The organism is Demequina iriomotensis (assembly GCF_000971395.1).
In the GTDB taxonomy this organism is placed as follows: Bacteria; Actinomycetota; Actinomycetes; order Actinomycetales; family Demequinaceae; genus Demequina; species Demequina iriomotensis.
Window position 1 is genome coordinate 44,252 of record NZ_BBME01000014.1, and the last position, 21,484, is coordinate 65,735.

A 21,484-nucleotide genomic window follows, 5' to 3' on the forward strand; every position below is an offset into this window, starting at 1 on the left:
CGCATCCCGTCAGGGATGCGGGCCGCGTGCCGTTCGCGTCCTGCCCGTCCCTCTTCGCCCTCCCGCGAGGTCCTGAGCGCCCGATGCGGCCACGAACGGGCGCCGAGCACCTCCCAGCGCGCCGGGGGACGATGCGCGGCTCACCAGCCTCCGCCGCCCCCTCCGCCGCCGCCACCACCCGAGAACCCTCCGCCGCCGGAGAAGCCCGAGCCCCCCGACGAACCGGGCGTGGGGGCGCTGATCGCCGCATCGGCGAGAGCGGTGAACTGGTTCATGCGCGCACCGAACCCGGCCGCATGCATCCAGAAGTAGCCGTACGCGTAGCCGTGGAACCAGGTCGGCTCGGCCAGCTGCGCGCCCTGCGCCGCGAGCGCCTCGAACTTCCTGGTCCACTGCTCCGCGACCCCGAAGGCGATGGCGAACGGCAGGTAGCGGCTGAAGAGGTCGTGTCCCTCCTCGAACCGCAGCTGATCCGCCTCGGCCTTGCCGAGGTAGAGCTCGAAGCCCCGCGCCTGCGCGAGGATCCTGCTACCCTCCGGCGTCCGCGCCGGCGCCGCCTTCGTGGTCGCCAGCACCACGATGCCGAGCGCCACGAGCGCGAGGGGCACGAGCGCGATCGTGGTGAGGTTCGCCGCCGCGATGGTCGCGAGCACGCCGGCGACCAGCAGCGCGATCCCGGCGCCCGCCCACGTGCCGCGCGCATGCGTGGGGTTGGAGCGGAACCAGCCGTGAGTCGTGACGTTCCGGTAGAGCTGGGCCTGCACCTGAGCCATGTCGGCGTGGAAGGTGGTCTTCAGCTCGGTGAGGGTGACGCGGTCGCGACCGTCGAAGATCGCGTCGAACAGCATCTGCTCGTAGGGGTACAGCGCATCGTCCGCCTCGCGCTGCCTCACAAGCGCGTAGTCGTCGCCCTCGAGAGCCTCGATCACGAGGTAGCCGCGCACCGCCAGGTCGACCATGGTCGCGGTCACGTCCCGGACGTCCGCCCGCTCGTCGATCAAGGTGCCCAGCTGGCCGGGCCGCAGGCCGTCCGGCGGCGCGAACGCGACCGCGACCTGCGCCCGCGTGTCGCGCCGGCGCACCGCCGCCGCCTCTCCCCCGACGGGACCCACCCCCGGGGCGAAGTCCGCGTACTCGAGATCGGCGCCCGTGGAACGGATGCGCCGCACCACGAGGACGAGCCCGGCGACGAGGACCACCAGGAAGCCGCCCACCGTCCACGGGGTGATACGGAACGCGTGCGCGAGATCGCTGCTCTCCCGCAGGACCGGCTCCGTCGCATAGGTCCCGGCCGGGGAGGCCACGACCACCGACATGGGCTCGCCGGCCCCGAGCGACGCCTGCGAGAACTCCGCGCCGGGACCCGCGAACGCCGAGAAGTCGCAGCGGGCGGTCCCCCTGGCGGGGCCCGCGAAGCACGTCGCGTCGGTGACGTCGGCCTTCCCCAGGACGGTCACGGTGATGTCGCTGATGGGCGTCTCCCACGAGTCGCCGATGACGTTCCAGTAGAACTCGTCGCCCGCCTCGGTCGCGTTCATGACGTCGTGGATCGTGTAGGTGAGCACATAGGTCTGGACGCCCGAGACGTCGCCCACGTTCTCGTCGCCCACGCGCACCACCAGCCAGTCGTCGCCCTCCTCGAGGTACACCTTCGCGGGGGCGCCGGACGGCGAGGCGGCGTCGACGTCGGTGATGTCGTAGACGCGGTCGAGGTCCGGGTCGTCCGTCGCCTGACGGATGGGGAGCGTCCAGTAGGGCCCGTGGCCCGGTTCGTCACCGAAGTCGAAGTCGATCTGGACGTACACGTCCGCAGAGCCGTCGGGCTGGAGCGAGTAGGACGCCTCCCACCGCTCGACGCTGCGCCCACCATCGGGCGCCGCGGCGTGCGCGGCGGCGGGGACGAACGCCGCTACCAGGGCGAACAGGAACGGCAGGACGATGCGGACCATGCGCCCATCATGCCGAAACCTCGACGCGACGGCGGACGCGACCCGCGCATCGTCCCCGCGTCAGCGGTTGACGCGGCGCTGCGTGCCGAAGGCGCGCTCGGCCTCGCGCTTGTCCTGCTTCTCGCGCAGCGACTGGCGCTTGTCGTGCATCTTCTTGCCTCGCGCGACGCCGATCTCGAGCTTGGCCCGGCCGTCGAGGAAGTACAGGCGCAGGGGCACGATGGTGTAACCCTTCTCGCGCGTGCGCTGCTGCAGGTCCTCGATCTCGTGACCGTGGAGCAGCAGCTTGCGCTTGCGCTTCGGGGCGTGGTTGGTCCACGTGCCCTGCGAGTACTCGGGGATGTGGAGGTTCTCGACCCATGCCTCGCCGCCGTCGACGTAGACGTAGCCGTCGCCGATCACGGCGCGGCCCTGGCGGAGGGACTTCACCTCGGTGCCGGTGAGGACGATGCCGGCCTCGAGCACGTCGTCGATGAAGAAGTCATGGCGCGCGGCGCGGTTGGTCGCGATCACCTTGAGGCCGCTCTCGGCCATGCTCCACCTCCTCGCGCGGGTCCCGGCGCGCCTGCCGGTCGACGGGCGCGACGCACCAGTCTACCGGCCTGCACGGCGCGCTCAGCCGATGTACTGCATCGGGTCGGTGGTGTCGCCGTTGACGTACACCTCGAAGTGGAGGTGGCACGCCGCCGACGTCCCGGTGTTGCCCGAGTAGCCCACCAGCTGGCCCTTCGTCACGTACTGACCCGAGCTCACGGCGAAGCTCGACAGGTGGTTGTAGCTGGTCATGAGCGACTTGCCGCCCAAGTAGCCGTGGTCCACCAGGACCGAGTTGCCGAGCCCGTACTGGTAGGTGGCCCACTGCACCCTGCCGGCGCGCGCCGCGTAGATGGGCGTGCCGCAGTAGGCGCGGATGTCCGTGCCGGCGTGCAGGCGCCAGTAGTGCAGGATCGGGTGGTAGCGCATCCCGTAGCTCGACGTGACGACGTGGTACGGCGACGGCCACGCGAGGATGCCCTTGGTGAGCGACCCTCCGGAGCTGGACGAGCCGCCGGAACCGCCCGAGCTCGACGAGCCGCCGGATCCGGACGAGCCGCCCGAGTTGTTCTGGGCCTTCGCCGCCTCCTCGGCGGCCTTGCGCGCGGCCTCCTCGGCGGCCTTGCGCGCCGCCTCCTCCTCCGCGAGCTTCTTCTTGACCAGGTTCTTGATCTGGTTGCGGATCGCGTCCTGCTTGGCCGCGATCTCCTGCTGACGCTCGAGCTCCTGGGCCTTCTTCTTCTCGAGGTCGGCCTTGATCTCCTGCTGCTCGGCGATGAGCGCGTCGAGCGCGGCCTTCTTCTCCTCGGCCTTCTTCTGCAGGCGCTCGGTCTCGATCACCAGCGCATCGGCCTCGGCCTTGAGCTCGACGATGTAGTCGCGCACCGCCTCCTGACGCGCGCCGCGGTTGCGGTTGACGGCCGCGATCTCCTCGACGTCGGCGAGCGCGTTGGACTGCACGCGCGAGGCGTTGTGCTCGGCGGCGAACTCGTCGATGAACTCCTGCGACGTGCTCGCGCCGAACACGAGGCTGAGCGCCTCGTCATCGCCCACGCCCTGGTACTGCGCGCGCGCGAGGGCCGCGATGATCTGCTCGAGCTCGCCGATGCGGTCCTCGTCCTCGGCGATCTGCTGTGAGATGGCCTTGTCCTGCGCCTCGGCCGCCTCGAGCTTGTCGGCGGTGAGCTTCTGCTGCAGGATCGCCTCGTCGACCTTCTCGTTGGCCGCGTCGAGCGCCTTCTGCGCCGCGGGGAGCTTCGCCTCGGTCCTCTCGAGCTTGCGGGAGGCCTCGACGATCTCCTTGCTCGTGTCCTCGAGAGCCGCCTCGAGGTCCTCGAGCTGCGACTCGTAGTCGGCCGACTTGTCCTTCGCGCGCTCGATGTCGTCGTCGTAGCTCGACGCGTACCGGAAGCCGCCCTCGGCGCCGGCGCCGGACACGAGCGTGCCCGTGAGGACCGCGACCAGCAGCGTCGCGACGGAGGCGACGATCGGGGTGCGAAAACGCCTCATGCGCGCGTGTACCTCCCCAGCGTCACGAGCGACGCGACGGCGGCGAGACCCACGGCGATGACCAGCAGCCAGGGTGCGACGTTCCACACGTCCTGCGCCCCGATGTACTGGACCCAGGTGACCGAGCTCTTGAGCCAGTCGTCGATCATGTACCGCACGCCGAAGAACAGGCCGGCGATCGCGAGGAGCGCGCCACCCGTCGCGGCGACCGCGCCCTCGAGCATGAACGGCATCTGGATGAGCGAGCGCGACGAGCCCACCATGCGCATGATCTGCGTCTCGCGACGCCGGCTCAGCGCGCTCAGGCGGATCGTGGTGGTGATGAGCAGCATCGCGGCGATCAGCATGACGATCGCGAGGGCCGCCGCGATCACGGTGGCCGCGTTGAGGAACCGGAACAGCTCGGAGAAGATCTCACGCTGGTCGCGCACCACGTCGACGCCGGGGAGACCCTCGGTCGCATCGGCCACCACCTGGTACTGCTCGGGGTCGGCGAGCTTGACGCGGAAGCTGGGCTGCATCTGCTCCGGCGTGAGCGACGACCAGATGCCCTCGTCGTCGTTGGCGACGAACTTCTCGTAGGCCTCCTCGCGCGACTCGTAGTACACCTTCTGGACCAGGTCCTGCAGCGCGCCGTCCTCGAGCACCGCCCGGATGTCGTCCTCCTGCGCGACCGTGACGGGGCCCTCGGCGCACTGCTCGTTGCGCGAGCTCTCGGGGCACAGGAAGATCGAGATCTCGACCTTGCCGTACCAGTCGTCCTTGAGCTGGTCGATCTGCATCTGCGTGAGCGCGGCCGCGCCGACGAACATGAGCGACACGAACGTCACGAGCACCACGGACAGCGCCATGGTCGTGTTGCGGCGCAGGCCGTTGAAGACCTCGCCGAAGATGAACCGGAGCCTCACACGCGCTCCAGCCCGTAGACGCCGCGGTCCTGGTCACGGACCAGCTCGCCGCCGCGCAGCTCGATGACGCGCTTGCGCATCTGGTCGACGATCTCGTCGTCGTGCGTCGCCATGAGCACCGTGGTGCCCGTGCGGTTGATGCGGTCGAGCAGGCGCATGATGCCCACGGACGTGCCGGGGTCGAGGTTCCCGGTCGGCTCGTCGCACAGCAGGATGGGCGGGTGGTTGACGAACGCGCGCGCGATCGCCACGCGCTGCTGCTCGCCGCCGGACAGCTCGTGCGGCATGCGCCGCTCCTTGCCCGACAGCCCGACGAGGTCGAGCATCTCGGGCACGGTGGACTGGATGTGGTGGCGGCTCTTGCCGATCACCTGGAGCGCGAAGGCGACGTTCTGGTAGACCGTCTTGTTCGGCAGCAGGCGGAAGTCCTGGAACACGGCGCCGATCTCGCGGCGCAGGTGCGGCACGCGCCACGCCGAGAGCTTGTTGAGGTGCCGGCCCGCGACGTAGACGTCGCCGCCGGTGGGGCGCTCCTCGCGCAGGATGAGCTTGAGGAAGGTCGACTTGCCCGATCCGGACGAGCCCACGAGGAACACGAAGTCGCCGCGCTCGATCTCCACGGAGACGGAGTCGAGCGCGGGACGGGCGCCCCGCTTGTAGACCTTGGTGGCGTTGTCGAGTCGAATCATGAGTGCTGCGCGCGCGAGGGGTAGGACCCGCGCCACCTCAGCATCGTAGGAACCGCGGCGGCGGGGTCCCGGGAGGCGCGCCGCTTCCGGCGTGTCCGGTTCGTCACTCCGTGACAGTTGACGATGCTCGAACCGTCTGACACCTGCAACGGACCTTGTCCCGACACGCCGGGCTCAACCCGCGCATCGTCCCCCGACACGCCGGCAACCCGGGACCAGCTCCGTTGCTGCTGTCAGGCGTGCTCGGCGGCCTTCTGCTCGGCGCGGCGCCAGCGGATGCCCGCGTCGATGAAGCCGTCGAGGTCGCCGTCGAACACGATCTGCGGGTTGCCGACCTCGTAGCCGGTGCGCAGGTCCTTGACCAGCTGCTGGCCGTAGAGGAAGTACGAGCGCATCTGGTCGCCCCACGACGCCTTGATGTCGCCCGCGAGCTCCTTCTTCTGCGCGGCCTCCTGCTCCTTCTTGAGCAGCAGCAGGCGCGACTGGAGCACGCGCATGGCGGCGGCGCGGTTCTGGATCTGCGACTTCTCGTCCTGCATCGAGACCACGATGCCGGTCGGGAGGTGCGTGAGGCGCACCGCGGAGTCCGTGGTGTTGACCGACTGGCCGCCGGGGCCCGACGAGCGGAACACGTCGACCTTGATCTCGGACTCGGGGACCTCGATGTGGTCGGTCGACTCGATCTGCGGGATCACCTCGACGGCCGCGAAGGACGTCTGGCGCTTGTCCGCGGAGCCGAACGGGCTGATGCGCGCGAGACGATGCGTGCCGGCCTCCACGGACAGGGTGCCGTAGGCGTAGGGCGCGTTGAGCTCGAAGGTGGCCGACTTGATGCCGGCGCCCTCGGCGTAGGAGGTGTCGAGCACCTTGGTGCCGTAGCCGTGGCGCTCGGCCCAGCGCAGGTACATGCGCAGCAGCATCTCGGCGAAGTCCGTGGCGTCGTCGCCGCCCGCGCCGGACCGGATGGTGACGACCGCGTTGCGCTCGTCCCACTCGCCCGTCATGAGCGTGCGGACCTCCATCGCGGCGAGGTCGGTCTTGAGCTTGGTGAGCTCGGCGTCGGCCTCGGCGAGCGTGTCCTCGTCCTCGCCCTCGGTGCCGAGCTCCACCAGCACCTCGAGGTCGTCGATGCGCGCGCCCATGCGGGTGACGCGCTCGAGCTCCGAGTTGGCCTGGCTCAGCTGGCTGGTGACCGCCTGCGCGTTCTCCTGGTCGTCCCACAGGTCGGGCGCCGCGGCCTCCTCCTCGAGCTGCGCGATGCGCGCCTTGAGCCGGGTCGGGTCGGTCACCGCCTCGATCTGGGAGAAGGTCGAGCGGAGCTCATGGATCTCGGTCGCGAAGTCGGTGGCCACGAGCGTCAAGTCTAGTGGCGCGCGTGCGGGACCTCGCGCGGGCTCGCTCCGGGGCGCGATCGGCCACCGGGCGCTCGGCCGCCGGGCGCTCAGCCGCCGTGCGCTCAGCCGCCGGTGACCGCGTCCTTGAGCTCCTCGGCCTTCTTGGTGGTCTCGTCGAGCGTCTGCTTGGCGTCCTCGACCTGCTGCTGGACCTCGTCGACCCTGTCCTCGGCCTGCTTCTTCAGCTCCTCGGCCTGCTCGACCGCGTCCTTGGCGCCCGCGGTCGCGTCGGCGATCGCGTCGCGCGCGTCATCGCAGCCGGTGAGGGACAGGCCGAGCGCGGCGGCGGCGGTGATGAGGACGATGCGGGGGCGGAGCGGGGCGGTCATGGCGGCCATCGTAGGCGCCCAGCCTCCGAAACACGATGTTCACCTATCGAGCGCTAGGCTCGTCGCAGCACCGCATCCGAAGGGACCTCATGTCATCCGCGCGTCTGCCCTCCACCCCGGTCCAGCAGGGAACCACCCGCATCGTCGGCGCCACCGTGATCGACGGCACCGGCGCCGGGCCTCGTGTCGCCGACGTCGAGATCGTCGACGGCAGGATCGCCGCGATCGGGGTGGGACCGGCCGCCGCCCGCGCGGACGCGACTTTCGACGCCGACGGGCTCTTCCTCACGCCCGGCCTCGTCGACACGCACGTCCACCTCACCATGCCGAACGGCTCCACCGAGGAGGCCGATCGGCTCAAGTTCATGGAGGAGCACGCCTTCGCGACCGCCGAGTCGATGCGCCTCACCCTCGAGGCGGGCGTCACGGCCGCCCGCGACCTCGCGGGTCTCACTCCCGGCTACCGACGGGCGGTCGCGGCTGGGCTCATCGCCGGCCCCCGCCTCCACGTCGCGATCACGATGCTCTCCCCCACCGGCGGCCACGCCGACCCGGTGCGCGCCAACCGAAGCCTGGCCGCGTACACCGACTTCGAGCCGATCCCCTCGGTCGGGGTGGTCGACTCCGACGACGAGGTGGTGAAGGCCATCCGGACGCTGGTGCGCACGGGCGCCGACGTGGTGAAGATCTGCACCACGGGAGGGATCAGCACGCCCGACGACAGCCCTGACGACCTGGGCGTCCCCGAGCGGCAGGTGCGACTCATGGTCGCCGAGCTCGCGCGCCGCGGCGGCCGGCCCATCGCGGCGCACGCGCAGGGCAACGAGGGGGCACTCGCCGCGGTGCGCGGCGGCGTGACGAGCCTCGAGCATGGCTACGAGATGTCCGACGAGCTGATCGAGGCGATGCTGCGGCGTGGCACCACCCTGGTGCCGACGCTGTCCACGCTGTCGATGTCGCCCGACCCCGCCCGGAAGCCACCGCAGGTCGTGGCGAAGAAGCTCGAGTGGCAGAAGCGCGGCCGCGACTCTGCGCGCCGCGCGATCGAGGCGGGCGTGCCCGTGGCCATGGGCACCGACGCCGGCATCCACCCGCACGGGAGGAACGCCGCGGAGATCGGCCACCTCGTCGACGCCGGGATGACACCGCTGCAGGCGCTCCACGCATGCACGATGCAGGGAGCCCGTCTGCTCGGGCTCGCCGACCACCTGGGCTCCGTCGAGGCGGGCAAGCTCGCCGACGTGGTGCTGTGGGACGTCGATCCGCTGACGGACCCCGGCGCGATGGTCGAGGCGGTCCACGCGCGAGCCGTGCTCCAGGCCGGCCGCGCCGCGAAGGACCTCGACGGCCGGATCGGCTGATCGCGGCGCCGCCGGCGCCGGGACGTCAGGCGGCGGGCGGCGGGACGGCGTGCTCGAGCGCGGCCGGGCGAGCATCGTGCGCGCGCTGTGCCGCGACCCTGCGCGACGCGATCCAGGCGACCGCCGCGCCCAGCGCCGACAGGAGGAACAGCGCCCCCGCCGTCAGCGGCAGCGATGCGAGCCCGCCGGCGTCGACCTGAGCGGCCGCGACGGCCGCGCCGAGCGACGATCCCGTGAAGATGACCGACGAGTTCACCGCGACGAGGAGCGTGAGGTGCCTGCCGGAGTGGCCGATGATCAGCGACTGCAGCGGCGGGTTGATGGCCCACGAGCAGAAGCCCCAGACCAGCAGGAACGCGGCCGCCTGCCACGCCGTGTCCACGATCATGAGCCCCGCGACCGCGGCCGCCGCGGCCGCCGCGACCACCACGAGCGCCCGCGCGGGTCCCACCCGATCGGCGATCGCGCCCAGGAGCGCGTTGCCGGCGAGACCGGCGAGCCCGTAGCAGAGCAGCAGGAGCGACAGCGGGGTGCCGGTCGCACCCACCGCGTCGGTGAGGAACGGCGAGACGAAGGTGTTGAGGCCGCTCGTCGCGGCACCCTCCATGGCCGCGGTCGCGAAGACGGCCCCGAGCGTGATCCACGCCCACGTGCCGAGCGCACCGGACATGCCCCCCGCCGCGTGGCTCGCCCGCGCATCGGCCACCAGTCCGGCCTGCCAGCGCGACGCGCGCAGCGCCACGAGCGCGACCACGACGAGCAGGATCGCCACCGCGATGAACGAGGCACGCGCGCCGATCGCGCCCGCGAGGGTGTTGCCCAGCGGAGCGCCGATGAGCGACGAGACGACCATGCCGCCGAACGAGATCGACAGCGCGCGCGACCGGAGCGAGGGCGCGACGATCGACCCGGCGTGGACGGTGCACATCGGCACCACCCCCGCGACGGTGATCGCGTGCGCGATCCGGGCGGCCGCCAGCTGCTCGGCGGATCCGGCCGCCGCGACGGCGAGCAGCGTCACCGCCTCGAGCGCGAGCGCGATGGTGAGCACCGTGTAGGGGCTGATCCGGCGCACCAGGATGGCGAGGGTCGGCGCGGCGACCGCGTACGCGAGGCCGAACACCGCGTTCGAGCGCCCGATGTCGCCGATCGAGATCCCCGTCTCCTCGGACAGCGCCGGGAGCACGCCGGGGACCAGCATGTTGCCCAGCGTCGCCGCGAACACCCCCGACGCGAGGATCCACAGCGTGGTGCGCGCACGACGGTCGATGCCGCTCACACGCGCTCGACGGACTCGAGCCACTCCATCGTCTCGGCGGACGTGACGAGGGACCGGCGCTGCATGTACGCGATCATGTCGAGCGCATCGTCGTGGGCCTGCTGGGAGGAACCGTGCACCACGTCGGTCACGACGTTGAGGAACAGGTCGCGCTGGTGCGCGTCGACCGCGGTGTAGAGGATGCAGATGTCCGTGAAGCCGCCGATGAGGATCACCGAGTCCGCCTTGTACGCACGCAGGACGATGTCGAGCTGCGTGCCGAAGAAGCCCGAGTAGCGGCGCTTGCGGATGTGGAACTCGTCGGGCGTCGGCTTGAGCCCCGACGCGAGCTCCGTGTACGGGCTGCCCTCGATGCAGTGCGGGCCCTCGGAGCCGTCCATCTCGCGGCCCATGTCGATGAGGTGGGGCTTGTGGACCTCCTGGATCCACACGACCGGGACGCCCTTCTCGCGGGCCAGGTCGACCATCGCGACCGCGCGGTCGCGCTGCGTGCGCACATCGAAGCCGTCCTGCTGGCCGGGGCTCCCGTCGAGCGGGCCTCCCTGGAAGTCGACGACGACGAGGACGGGGTTGCCGTGGATGTTCATGTGGTTCTCCCGTCTCAGCGCTTCAGTTCCATCGCGTCGGCGCCCGGCATCGGGGCGTCCGGCAGCGAGTCGAGCCACGCGTGCGCGGCATCGGCCGTCACCAGCGAGTCGCGCTGGAGGTACTTCATGGCCCGCAGCGCCGCATCGTGCGCCTTGTCGGACGATCCGCCCACGAGGTCGCTGACGGTGCGGAAGCGATAGTCGAGCTGGTGCGCGTCGACCGCCGTGTAGTGGATGCACACGTCGGTCAGGCCGCCGATCATCACGATGGTGTCGGTGGCGTAGCCCTTGAGCACGATGTCGAGCTCGGTGCCGTAGAAGCCCGAGTAGCGGCGCTTCTGGACCAGGTACTCGTGCGGCAGCGGCTCGAGTCCCGGGTACAGCTCGGTGGTCTCCCAACCCTCGACGCAGTGGGCGCCCTCGGCGCCGTCGAGCTCGCGGCCGATGTCGATCAGCGACGGCTTGTGGACCTCCTGGAGGAACACGACGGGCCGGCCCTTGGCGCGGAACGCGTTCACCAGGTCGATCGCGCGCTGACGGCGCGCCTGCTGGCCCGTCATCCCGCCGAGGGTCGACACGTGCGGCGTCGCGCCTCCGCCCTGGATGTCGACGACGAGCAGGGTGACGTTGCCGACGGGCGTGAGCGCGTCGTGCGGGGACCAGTCGGTCACCTGGAGCGGCATGGGGGGTCCTTTCGGTTCAGGAGAGGCGGACGCGGGGGTCGACCGCGGCGAGCGCGACGTCGACGAGGGTGTTGAGCACCACGTAGACGGCGCCGAGGATGAGGCAGACCGCGGCGATCGCGGGGAAGTCCCCGACGCCGATCGCGCCGGAGAGGTAGGAGCCGAGGCCGTTCCACGAGAACACCTGCTCGACCACCACGAGGCTCGACACCATGAAGCCCGCCTGCACCGCGAGCAGGGAGAGCGCGGGCGAGGAGGCGTTGCGGAGGGCATGGCGGCGGACGATGGTGCCCTCGTTCTCGCCGAGCGCGCGAGCGGTCCGCGCCCACGGCGAGGACAGGGACGACGAGATGCCGTCGGCCAGCACGCGCGCGAGCGCGACACCCGCGCCGACCGAGGCCGCGAGCGCGGGCAGGAGCAGGTGCTGGATCGCGTCCCACGTGTAGGTCGGGCTCGCGTGGAGGATCCCGTCGATCACGTAGAAGCCGGTGCCGTCCTCGTACGGACCGTACGAGGAGCGGCCCGCGGCCGGCAGCACGCCGCCGAGCCACTTGTAGAACACGAGCACCGAGAGCATCGCGATGAGGAACGAGGGCGCGGACGCCGCGGAGAAGAACACGAACCGCAGGAACGCGCCGACGCGTCCGGGGCGCGAGTACAGCGACGCGAGCGACACCCCGATGACCACGGTGAGCATGAGCGCCCAGCCGGCCAGCTCGAGCGTCGCCGGCAGCCGCGAGGACAGCTCGTCCGCGATGGGCCGCTTGGACGCGAGCGAGATGCCGAAGTCGCCGTGCACCGCTCCGCCGAGGAAGCTCGCGAACTGCACCGGGACCGGGTCGTCGAGCCCGAGCTCCTCACGCGCCGCGGTCACCGCCTCGGCGCTCGCGTTGACACCCACGTAGGTCCGCACGGGATCGGAGTCGGCGACCTTGCCCAGGGTGAACACCAGCAGCGTGAGGAAGAACAGCACCACCACGAGCGAGCCGAGTCGCTTGGCGACGAACACCAGCATGGTCACACACCCGTCCGCCGGAGGACCACGCGCAGGGCGTCGCCGGCATAGTTGAACACGAACGCGACGAGGCCGATCGTGACGCTGGGGAGCACCGCGACCCACCAGGCGTTGAGGAAGTACTTCATGCCGTCCGACGCCATGCGCCCCAGCTCGGGGGCCGGCGCGGGCGTGCCGAGGCCGATGAACGAGAGCGCGGCGAGCGTCATGACGACGGCGCCGATGTCGAGGCTCGCGGTCACCACCACGGTCGGCATGACCGCCGGCACCACGTGGCGCCACAGGAGCCGCCAGCCGCGCACCCCCGACACCCGCGCGGCCTGCACGTGCGGGAGCGCCACCACGCGGCGCACCTCGCCGCGCACCAGGCGGGCGTAGAGCGGCCACCACACGACGATGATGCCGATCATGGCGGACCCGAGCGACTGCCCGATCGCGGCGGCGATCGCCATCGCGATGATCATCGCGGGGAACGCGAGGAACAGGTCGGTGAACCGCATGAGCGCCGAGTCGAGCCACCCGCCTCGGAAGCCTGCGACCACCCCGATGAACGTGCCGATCGCGGCGGACACGGCCGTGACGAGGACTGCCGCCAGCAGGCTGCGCTGCATGCCCGCGACCAGCCGGGTCGCCATGTCCATGCCGAGCACGTCGGTGCCGAGCACGTGGCCCGAGGACAGCGGCGGCAGGAGCTGGGAGCCCGAGGGGATGATCGGGCTGTACGGCATCAGCGTGGGCCCGATGATCGCGACGAGGACGATGGCCGCCATCGCGATGAGCGAGGTCCTCTCCCCCGGCCCGAGCGCGGACCATGCGCTGTCGCGGCGCGCTGTCGGCGCCGCCTCGACACGCTCGAGCGTGCGCCTACGCGAGAACGGCATCGACGAGCCTCCGTCCGTAATCGGTGGTGATGTCCTGGGCGAGCCGCTCGGCGGGCACGGTCTCGACGATCTCGCCACCGGTCATGACCAGCACCCGGTCGGCGATCAGCCGTGCCGCAGCGAGATCGTGCGTGACGAACATGATGGAGATGCCCAGCGAATGACGCAGCAGGTTGATGAGGTTGAGGACCGAGCACGCGACCGAGACGTCGAGCGCGCTCGTCGGCTCGTCGCAGAGGAGCACGGACGGAGGCACCACGACGGCGCGCGCGATCGCCACCCGCTGCTGCTGACCGCCCGACAGCTGGGTCGGGCGCGCGTCGAGCACCGAGTCGTCGAGCCCGACCAGCTCGAGCGTGCTCCGCGCCATGTCACGCATCTGCGCGCGCGACAGTCCGCGTCCGGTCCTCGTGTGCTCGATGCGTTCGCGCAGGAGCTCGTCGACGGTGCGCCAGGGGGTCAGGGAGGCGCCAGCGTCCTGGAACACCACCTGGGTACCCTCGCCCGCCACACCCTGCGCGTCGACCGTGCCCGTGTCCGCCGTCTCGATCCCTCCGGCGATGCGCAGCAGGGTCGACTTGCCGGAGCCCGACTCCCCCACGAGCGCGACCGCCTCGCGGTAGCCGATCTCGAACGAGACGTCCTTGAGCACGTGGTTGTCGACGCGGCGCCCACGCACGCGGGTCGAGTAGGTCTTGTTCACCTCGTTGACCGCGAGCGAGGCGCGCGTGACATGCTCGACGAGGTGCACGTCCTCGCGCCCGCTCGCGGCGCCGACCGATGCGGTGGGTCCGGTGAAGTCCTGCCACGTCAGGTCGCCCGCGGACCACGCCGCCGCGACGTCGAGCGCCGGGCGCTCGAGACCGCGCAGCACGTCCTCCATGGAGGCGACGACGGCGCCCTCCGGTGCGCCCACCGGCCGCGTGCGGTCGGTGTCGAGCGTGATCCGCGAGGCCATGAGGCGCCGCGTGTACGCGTCGCTCGGTCGCGCGATGACGTCCTCGGCCGGCCCGGACTCGACCACCGTGCCGTCCTTCATCACGGCGATGTCGTCGCACATGTGCCGCGCGACCCCGAGGTCGTGCGTCACGAACAGCACGGCGCACCCGGCGTCCTCGATGGACTCGCGCAGGACCCCGAGCACCTCCGCCTGCACCGAGACGTCGAGCGCCGTGGTGGGCTCGTCCGCGATCAGCAGGCGCGGTCCGGGCGCGAGCGCGAGCGCGATCATCACGCGCTGGCGCATGCCGCCCGACAGCTGGTGGGGATACTTCTTGAGTACCTCGCCCGCGCGTCGGATCTGCACGCGCTCGAGCGCGGCCACCGACGCCTCGGCGGATCCCGTGTACCGGTTGAGCATCCGTCCGATCGTCATGGTCGGGTCGAGCGAGCGCATGGGGTCCTGGAACACCGAGGTCACCTCGCGGCCCCGGACCTCGGACCACGCGGGGTCGGTGAGCGGAGCGAGCTCGCGACCGGCGATCGCGATGCGCCCCGTCGCCTCCGCGGTGCCGTCCGCGGGGATGATCCCCTGGACCGCGGCCCCGATCGTCGACTTCCCGGATCCCGACTCGCCGACGAGGCCGAGGCATCGTCCCGCGTCGATCGTCAGGCTGACGTCCGACACCGCGGCCACCACGCGTCCGCGGCCGCGGTACGTGACGGTGAGATCGGAGACCGTGAGCACGGTCGTATCGGCCATGGGGCCACTCCTTCACCAGGGGGGCGGGCCTCGTGGCGGCGGCAGGGGGGATGGCCGCCGCCACGAGGATCCCGCGGGGGGATGGGTCCTACTGACCCGGGGACAGCTGCGTGAAGTCGAAGGTGATGCCCAGCAGCGGGTAGCTCGCCGAGTCCGCACCCGTGATCGAGGCCTGGAACGCGGCCGAGACCTTGAGGTCGGCGACGGTGTAGTAGTCGCCGGAGCCCGCCACCAGGGAGGTCACGTCACCGTAGAGCTCGTGGTCGCCGGTCTCGACCGCCTGGTCCAGCGCGGCGTCGAGCCCGTCGATCTCCGGGTAGAACAGGTTGAGCCCGCCCTCGGAGGAGTACAGGAGACGTGCCCAGGTGTCCGGGTGGGCGGCGTCGGGGAAGATGCTCATGAGCGTGATGTCGGGAGCCTTCTCCGGGTCGAACACCGAGGACCAGTAGGCGCTCGACTCGAGACCGACCGACTCGGCCTTGATGCCCACCGTGTTGAGCTGGGCCGCGAGGTTGTCGGCGATGTCCTGACCACCCGGCACGTAGGACGGGTAGCTGATGGTGATCGACTGCCCCGCGAGGCCGCCCTCGGCGAGCGCCGCGAGGGCGTCGGCGTCGTACGTGATGCCGGTCTGGTTGAGCGAGGAGTCGACCATGGTCGACGGGAAGACCCCCGTCGACGTGGTGCCGAGGTCGCCGTAGACCGACTGGACGATGCCGTCCCAGTCGACGCCGCTGAGCAGCGCCTGGCGCGTCTCGGCATCGGCGAGGATCTCGTGGCCCGGGTTGAGGTACACGACGGGCGCCATCATCGACGGGTAGGTGTACGCGTGGAGGGCGTCGTTCGCGCTCAGGGCGTCGAACAGCGGCTTGTTCGCGGAGCCGATGTAGCCGTCGAGCTCGCCGCTCTCGAGCTGCAGCTGGATCGTGTTGGTCGAGTCGAGGATGTGGAACTCGATCGACTCGTAGCCGCCGGTGTCGCCCCAGTAGGACTCGTTCGCAGCGAGCTGGTAGCTCACACCCTCATCGAACTTCGCGTACTGGAACGGGCCGGTCCCAGCCGAGTTCGCGGCGAACCACTCCGCATCGTCCCCATGCGCCGTCAGCGCCTCGGGCGAGATCATCTTGAGACCGAAGGGCGAGGCGAGGTAGTCGAGGAACGCATCGTTCGGCGCGTCGAGGGTGAAGACCACCTCGGTGTCCGACGGCGTCTCGATCGAGGCGATCCCCCCGACCATGTAGCCCGGACCGGAGGCACCTTCCGCCACCATGCGGTCGACCGACGGCTGGACGGCGGCCGAGGTGAACGGGGTGCCGTCCGCGAAGGTCACGCCGTCGCGCAGCGTGAAGGTGTACGTGAGGCCGTCCTCGGACACGGTCCAGTCGGTCGCGAGCGACGGCACGATCTCCGCCTCCTCGGTGCCGGTGGCGTACTTGAGGAGGCCCTCGTAGGCGGCGAGGACCAGGTTCATCTCGGAGCCCGAGTAGGCGGAGCTCGGGTCGGGTGCGGAGATGTCCGAGGACAGGCCCATGTCGAGCGCGGTGTCGAGGTCGGCGGCGTCCGAGGAGCCGGCGGACTGCCCGGGAAGGGTCTCCTCGGCGCTCGAGCACGCGGTCAGGCCGAGCGCGAGAGCGGCGGCTCCGGCGAGGGCGAAGGTGGTGCGGCGGTTCACTGCTGGCTCCTTCGAAGAGAGTTCGGGGGGCCGTTCCGTGGAACGGTACCGCGAACCTATCGGTCAATAGTTACACGGGATCGCGGGCCGTGTTACGACTGCGTTTCGCCCGTCTGGGAACGCAGCCAGGCGAGCCAGTCGCCCGAGGCCGTGATGTCGATCGCGCCGTCGGTCGCGTGCGGCTCGCACAGGAATCCGTTGACGACGCGTCCGTCCTCGAGGGCGACGCTGCCGATGGCCATCGGAGAGGGGATCTCGTCCACGAAGGCACCGAATCCCGCGGCGGGGAGCCGCCACACCTCGCCGAGGATCGCACCGCCCGTCGAGGCGGTCCTGATGAGCCCTGGCTTGGGGGGAACCGTGCCCAAAGCGTACATCTGGTACTCGCTCACGGTGCGCGCACGCCCGAGCAGCCGGGCTCCTCGGTCCGAGAGCTGGTGGTGAAGAGGCTGCCCCTCGCGGTGCGCGCCGATCACGAACACGTCGAGCTCGTCCGGCTCGGCGCCGTCCCCACCGCGCGCGGCGACGTCCGTGCGCGACGGGCCCGCCTCGACCGCGGCGGAGATCCGGCGCGCGAGCGTGAGGAGGCGCGCGTCGCTGAACGCGTGGCCCGTGAGCATCGCGCCGAACGCGTCCGCGCCTGCGCGGCCGGCGGGCAACGCGACGGCGGCCATGTCGAGGAGGTTCGCGAAGTTGGTGAACCTGCCCATGCGCGAGTTCGCGCCGACCGGATCCGCCGCCACCTCGGCGAGGGTGGGATGCCACGTGGTGGTGGGCGTGAGCACCGCGGCGGCATCGGACAGCAGCTCGGACGCCGCGGCGCGGTACGCCTCGAGCGTGCGCTGGTCGGCGAAGAGCTCCGACGCCGAGCGTCCGCCGCCCGCGAGGATGATGCCCGCGACCGTGGGGTCGAGCGCCTCGCCGATCGCGTCGCGGTGCGCCTCGATGTGGGCGCCCACCGCCGAGTACCGCTCCGCCACGAAGGAGGACTCGTAGAGCATGCGCGCGGCGTCGAGCAGCGGGGCGATCGACCTCTCGACGACCTCGATGCCGGCCGCCGCGGCCGCCGCGACGACCCGGTCGAACGCATCGGACCATCCCGGAGCCAGGGCGCCCAGGTCCGCCTCCGTCGGCACGATGACGCGCATGCGCGCACGGGAGGCGAGCGCCGTGCCGACGCGTGCGCGGCGCGACAGCGGGTCCTCCCGATCGGGACCTTCCATGAGCGCGACCGCGGCGGCGGCGAGGTCCGGGTCGGCGGAGAACACCGTCACGCAGTCGAGCGAGGCGCATGCCGGCACCACGCCGGTGGTGGGCACCAGGCCGCGCGTGGGCTTGAGGCCCCACAGCCCGTGCAGCGCGGCGGGCACCCGGCCGGAGCCGGCGGTGTCGGTGCCGAGCGCGAGGTCCACGAGGCCGAGCGCGACCGCGACGGCGGAGCCCGAGCTCGATCCGCCGCTGATGCGCGTCGCGTCCGTGGCGTGGCGCACCGCACCGTGGGGCGAACGGGTCCCGACGAGCCCCGTCGCGAACTGGTCGAGGTTGGTCTTCCCGACCACGATCGCACCGGCCGCGCGCAGCCGCGCGACCGCGGGCGCATCTGCGGCCGGCGCGTAGGCGTAGGTCGGCGCGGCCGCGGTGGTCGGGCATCCTGCGACGTCGATGTTGTCCTTGACCGCCACCAGCCGGCCGGCGAGCGGGAGACGGGCGCCGGCCGCGACGGCCGCGTCGACCTCCGCCGCGGCGGCCCTGAGCTCCGCCGCGGGGACCAGGTGGATCCACGCCTCGGGCCGCTCCGTCGTCGCGATCGCCGCCGAGAAGCGCGCCACCGCATCGGCCGCGCTCACGCCGCCACCGCCGGGTCCGTCACGATCACGCGCAACGGGGTCGGGTTGAAGTCGTTGCACGGGTTGTTGACCTGAGGGCAGTTGGAGATGACGACGAGGACGTCACGCTCGGCGCGCAGCGCGACCCGCTTGCCCGGAGCCGACATGCCGTCCACGATGCCGAGGGTCCCGTCCGCCTCGACGGGCACGTTCATGAACCAGTTGATGTTCGACACGAGGTCGCGCGGGCCCAGGCCGTGCTTCGCGCCCTCGAGCAGGAAGTTCTCGCGGCACGCGTGGTGGAACAGCGTGTGGTGCCCGTAGCGGAGCGTGTTCGACTCCTTGGAGCAGGCCCCGCCGATGGTGTCCTGGCGCTCGACCTCATTCCCCACGACGGTCATGAGCGCGGCTCCCTCCTGGTCGCGCAGGACCGAGCCGTCCACCAGGTAGGCGTTGCGCTGCGCGGCGAGCGTCGCCTGCGCGCTGTAGCGGACGTCGTGGTCGGACGCGTCGTAGATGAGGCAGTCGCCCGACTGGTTGCCGCCGACGTCGACGAGCGTGAGCACGTGACCGGCGCGGATCGGCGCGGACCAGCCGGCTCGCGGAGCGATCTCCTGATCGAGGACGATCGCGCCCTGAACGTACGGCTCGGAACGGTCGAAGTACTCGGCCTCGTACGTGGCCCACGTGACGGTCATCGGATCCCCCTGGCGAGAAGGTGCTGCTGGGTGTTGAGGTAGGCGCGCGTGCGCTCGGGCGTGGCGGTCCACCACGGGTCGGAGGCGGACGATGCGGCGGCGGCCCAGGCATGGACGCGCACGGGGCCCGTCCGGTAGCCCTCGGCGGGGTCCAGCGGGTGCGCGGCGTTCGCCACGAGCACGGTGAGGGGCATCTCCGCGACCAGGTCGACGGTCGCGCCCGCGCCGCCGTCGCCGGTCCACTCGAGGGCGCCGTCCGGCGCGACCCTCACACCCTTGAAGAAGGACACGCTCGGCGGCACGTCACGCGGCGTCAGGCCCTCCTTGGCCGCGGCGAGGAGCAGCAGCTCGCGGCCCGCCGCGGTGGCGGTGTGCGCGGCGCCCGCGCCGTAGCGCTCGATGTTCCCGGCGATCGTGGTGACGCCGCAGAACGCGTCGTGGTGGCCGCCCGCAGCGTCGGCGACCACGGTCGCGAGCACGCGCCCGTCGCCCGACAGCAGCGGGTGGCCGGCACCCAGGTACGCCTGCCACGGGATCTTCTGGGTGTCCGCGACGTTGAGCCGCTCCCCCGGGTTGAGGGCGCTGAGCACCACCACGTGGGCGCACGCGTCTCCGGTGACGTCCTCGAGACGGATCCGCGTGCCCCGCGCCACCGTCATGTGCGTGTAGCCCGGTCCGGCGACGGTCTCCGCCCACACGAGCGTGGACGGATCGACGTCGGCGGGCGTGTACGGCGACGAGGCCGGCGGCAGGTACGGCATGGCCTCGACGGCGGTGTCGGCGCGGCTCCGCGCGTCGTCGCGCGCCTGGGTGAGCGTCGCGGTGCTCGAGCGGCGCCCCGCTCCACGGTCATCGGTCACGGCTCCACCTTTCGGTCGATAGGTACAGGGCTAGTGTAGGGACCCTTTGTTTCCGCTCGATTTCGTGTGCGAGGCACCCCTGTCGCGCGTGTCCGCAGGCGCTACTGTGGGGGCGATCCGCCATGACGAACACCGACACCGCCTCGACCCCCACCGACGCCCCGCGTCGCTCGCGCCCGCACGGCAAGGAGCCCGTGGGACGCGAGCGCATCCTCGACGCGGCGGCCCGGCTCTTCGTCGAGCAGGGGTACGCGGCGACCACCACGCGTCAGATCTCGGCCGCGGTCGACATCAAGCAGCCGTCGCTGTACTACCACTTCCCCAACAAGGCGGCGATGCTCAAGGAGCTGCTGATCGAGACGGCCCGTCCGTCGATCGACAAGGCCCGCGAGCTGCTCGCCGACACCTCCACGGACCCGCTCGAGCAGCTGCTGGCGCTCGTCCGCTTCGACGTGCACCTGCTCGCGTCCGGGCCGTCGAACATCGGCGCGCTCTACCTGCTGCCCGAGACCAACGAGCCGATGTTCGGCACGTTCCAGGCGCTGCGCCAGGAGCTGGTCGGCGCGTACGGCGCGCTGCTGCGGCGGTCGATCGCCGCGGGCCAGGCCGACGTCGATGACCCGGCGGCGACGGCCGCGCTGCTGTTCTCGCTGGTCGAGGGCGTGATCCTCCGGCGCGCCGACGATCCGCGGCTGGACGCCGAGACCGTCGCGGACGGCATCGAGCAGGCGACGCTGCGCATCCTCGCGGCACGCCGCTGACCCACCCGGCCGCGCGCAGGCGTCACTCGACCCGCACGCGCTCCCCGCGCATCGCTGCGGCCCACGCCCAGAACTCGGGATCGTGGCCCGGCCACACCTCGATGCCGGACGCGTCGAGGTCTGCGAGCCGGTCGATCGCCCGCTGAGCGCGGGCATCGCCGTCCTCCTCGGGCGTCCACCCGCACGGCGTCCGGGTGGTGACGTTCGCCCGCAGGTCGGCCGCGTCGCACGCGAGCACCACGGAGCGGCTCGGAAGGTCGACACGGAACGATTGATGGCCGGGCGTGTGGCCGCCGGTGTCGAGCGCGGTGAGACCGGGTGCGAGCGGCGTGTCGCCGTCGAGGACGCGCACCGAGGCCTCCGCGTCGAGCAGGTCCGACGCGATGACGAACTCGGGGCGTGACGCGCCGTCGCGCACCCACTCCCACTCGCGGCGCTGCACCAGCACGGGCACGTGGGGCGGCAGGCTCGGCGCGAGTCCTGTGTGGTCCACGTGCGCGTGGCTGATCGCGCAGCCGGCCATCGTGTCCCACCCGAGGCCCGCGCGCCCGAGGGCGTCCCGAAGCGGGTCGCCGGGCGGGACGATCGGCGTGTAGCCCTCATAGTTGTAGTGCGCGGCACGCGCGGCCTCGTCGCGCACGTGCGCGAGGTTGAAGCCGGCGTCGAGCAGCACCCAGCCGTCGGCGTACTCGACCGCCGCGGCCGTCACCGGCTCGAGGAGGTAGCGATCGCGCCGGCCGCCGCGAATCGACACGGCCTCGCTGATGGGCTCGTAGCCGACCACGAAGCCGTGCAACGCGAGGGGGCGCCCCGAGACCGCCAGCAAGCCGTCGAGCTCCGCGACCAC

General features: G+C 71.6%; 20 protein-coding genes. 2 read left to right on the top strand and 18 right to left on the bottom strand.

The genetic code is table 11. The features are described 5' to 3' along the window. Positions 1-140 precede the first annotated feature (140 nt). From AOM09_RS09150 to AOM09_RS09180, 7 genes are all read right to left on the bottom strand, one after another. Positions 141-1,949, bottom strand: a complete 1,809-nt coding sequence (locus AOM09_RS09150) for a DUF2207 domain-containing protein (RefSeq protein ID WP_062387167.1) — start codon at positions 1,947-1,949, stop codon at positions 141-143. Between the two features lie 60 nt (positions 1,950-2,009). Next, positions 2,010-2,483 (bottom strand): SsrA-binding protein SmpB, encoded by a 474-nt coding sequence (gene smpB, locus AOM09_RS09155; RefSeq protein WP_062387169.1) that lies wholly within the window; start codon positions 2,481-2,483, stop codon positions 2,010-2,012. 81 nt (positions 2,484-2,564) lie between these two features. Next, entirely contained in the window at positions 2,565-3,992 is a 1,428-nt protein-coding gene (locus AOM09_RS09160; RefSeq protein ID WP_062387173.1) for a M23 family metallopeptidase, read from the bottom strand. Continuing rightward, the gene (gene ftsX / locus AOM09_RS09165) at positions 3,989-4,900 is read right to left on the bottom strand and encodes a permease-like cell division protein FtsX (RefSeq protein ID WP_062387176.1); all 912 of its coding nucleotides are present in this window, start codon (positions 4,898-4,900) and stop codon (positions 3,989-3,991) included. Before ftsX ends, AOM09_RS09160 begins: the two co-directional genes overlap by 4 nt. Further along, positions 4,897-5,589: a cell division ATP-binding protein FtsE gene (gene ftsE, locus AOM09_RS09170; protein WP_062387178.1), complete on the bottom strand. Its 693-nt coding sequence runs from the start codon at positions 5,587-5,589 to the stop codon at positions 4,897-4,899. Before ftsE ends, ftsX begins: the two co-directional genes overlap by 4 nt. 233 nt (positions 5,590-5,822) lie before the next feature. Continuing rightward, positions 5,823-6,941, bottom strand: a complete 1,119-nt coding sequence (gene prfB, locus AOM09_RS09175) for a peptide chain release factor 2 (protein WP_062387574.1) — start codon at positions 6,939-6,941, stop codon at positions 5,823-5,825. 104 nt (positions 6,942-7,045) lie between these two features. Further along, the gene (locus tag AOM09_RS09180) at positions 7,046-7,312 is read right to left on the bottom strand and encodes a hypothetical protein (RefSeq protein ID WP_156162315.1); all 267 of its coding nucleotides are present in this window, start codon (positions 7,310-7,312) and stop codon (positions 7,046-7,048) included. A gap of 89 nt (positions 7,313-7,401) precedes the next feature. Here AOM09_RS09180 and AOM09_RS09185 point away from each other — a divergent pair, with 89 nt between their 5' ends. Beyond that, a complete protein-coding gene (locus AOM09_RS09185) occupies positions 7,402-8,673 on the top strand; it encodes a metal-dependent hydrolase family protein (protein WP_062387183.1) in 1,272 nt (423 codons plus the stop codon). A 25-nt stretch (positions 8,674-8,698) separates the two neighbouring features. On the opposite strand, the gene AOM09_RS09190 is transcribed toward AOM09_RS09185, so the two are convergent. The 10 genes from AOM09_RS09190 to AOM09_RS09235 form a co-directional block, all read right to left on the bottom strand. Further along, positions 8,699-9,952 carry an MFS transporter gene (locus tag AOM09_RS09190; RefSeq protein WP_062387186.1) on the bottom strand — a complete coding sequence of 418 codons (1,254 nt, stop codon included), beginning with the start codon at positions 9,950-9,952 and terminating at the stop codon, positions 8,699-8,701. After that, a complete protein-coding gene (locus AOM09_RS09195) occupies positions 9,949-10,539 on the bottom strand; it encodes a cysteine hydrolase family protein (protein ID WP_062387189.1) in 591 nt (196 codons plus the stop codon). Before AOM09_RS09195 ends, AOM09_RS09190 begins: the two co-directional genes overlap by 4 nt. A gap of 14 nt (positions 10,540-10,553) precedes the next feature. Next, a complete protein-coding gene (locus AOM09_RS09200; protein WP_062387192.1) occupies positions 10,554-11,222 on the bottom strand; it encodes a cysteine hydrolase family protein in 669 nt (222 codons plus the stop codon). 16 nt (positions 11,223-11,238) lie between these two features. Further along, positions 11,239-12,237 carry an ABC transporter permease gene (locus AOM09_RS09205; protein ID WP_062387195.1) on the bottom strand — a complete coding sequence of 333 codons (999 nt, stop codon included), beginning with the start codon at positions 12,235-12,237 and terminating at the stop codon, positions 11,239-11,241. Between the two features lie 2 nt (positions 12,238-12,239). Continuing rightward, positions 12,240-13,118, bottom strand: coding sequence for an ABC transporter permease (locus AOM09_RS09210; RefSeq protein WP_062387198.1), 879 nt, complete (start codon positions 13,116-13,118; stop codon positions 12,240-12,242). Beyond that, positions 13,102-14,820 carry an ATP-binding cassette domain-containing protein gene (locus AOM09_RS09215; RefSeq protein ID WP_062387200.1) on the bottom strand — a complete coding sequence of 573 codons (1,719 nt, stop codon included), beginning with the start codon at positions 14,818-14,820 and terminating at the stop codon, positions 13,102-13,104. The genes AOM09_RS09210 and AOM09_RS09215 overlap by 17 nt, the downstream gene beginning before the upstream one ends. Positions 14,821-14,908: 88 nt before the next feature. Next, positions 14,909-16,492, bottom strand: coding sequence for an ABC transporter substrate-binding protein (locus tag AOM09_RS09220; RefSeq protein ID WP_062387203.1), 1,584 nt, complete (start codon positions 16,490-16,492; stop codon positions 14,909-14,911). A 92-nt stretch (positions 16,493-16,584) separates the two neighbouring features. After that, the gene (atzF, locus tag AOM09_RS09225; protein WP_082098997.1) at positions 16,585-18,339 is read right to left on the bottom strand and encodes an allophanate hydrolase; all 1,755 of its coding nucleotides are present in this window, start codon (positions 18,337-18,339) and stop codon (positions 16,585-16,587) included. Beyond that, the gene (locus AOM09_RS09230; protein WP_062387206.1) at positions 18,336-19,016 is read right to left on the bottom strand and encodes an urea amidolyase associated protein UAAP2; all 681 of its coding nucleotides are present in this window, start codon (positions 19,014-19,016) and stop codon (positions 18,336-18,338) included. Before AOM09_RS09230 ends, atzF begins: the two co-directional genes overlap by 4 nt. Then, a complete protein-coding gene (locus AOM09_RS09235; RefSeq protein ID WP_062387209.1) occupies positions 19,013-19,876 on the bottom strand; it encodes an urea amidolyase associated protein UAAP1 in 864 nt (287 codons plus the stop codon). Before AOM09_RS09235 ends, AOM09_RS09230 begins: the two co-directional genes overlap by 4 nt. A 122-nt stretch (positions 19,877-19,998) precedes the next feature. On the opposite strand from AOM09_RS09235, the gene AOM09_RS09240 reads away from it, so the two are divergent. Beyond that, entirely contained in the window at positions 19,999-20,637 is a 639-nt protein-coding gene (locus AOM09_RS09240) for a TetR/AcrR family transcriptional regulator (RefSeq protein WP_062387213.1), read from the top strand. Positions 20,638-20,659: 22 nt separating this feature from the next. On the opposite strand, the gene AOM09_RS09245 is transcribed toward AOM09_RS09240, so the two are convergent. After that, positions 20,660-21,484: an MBL fold metallo-hydrolase gene (locus AOM09_RS09245; protein ID WP_062387216.1), complete on the bottom strand. Its 825-nt coding sequence runs from the start codon at positions 21,482-21,484 to the stop codon at positions 20,660-20,662.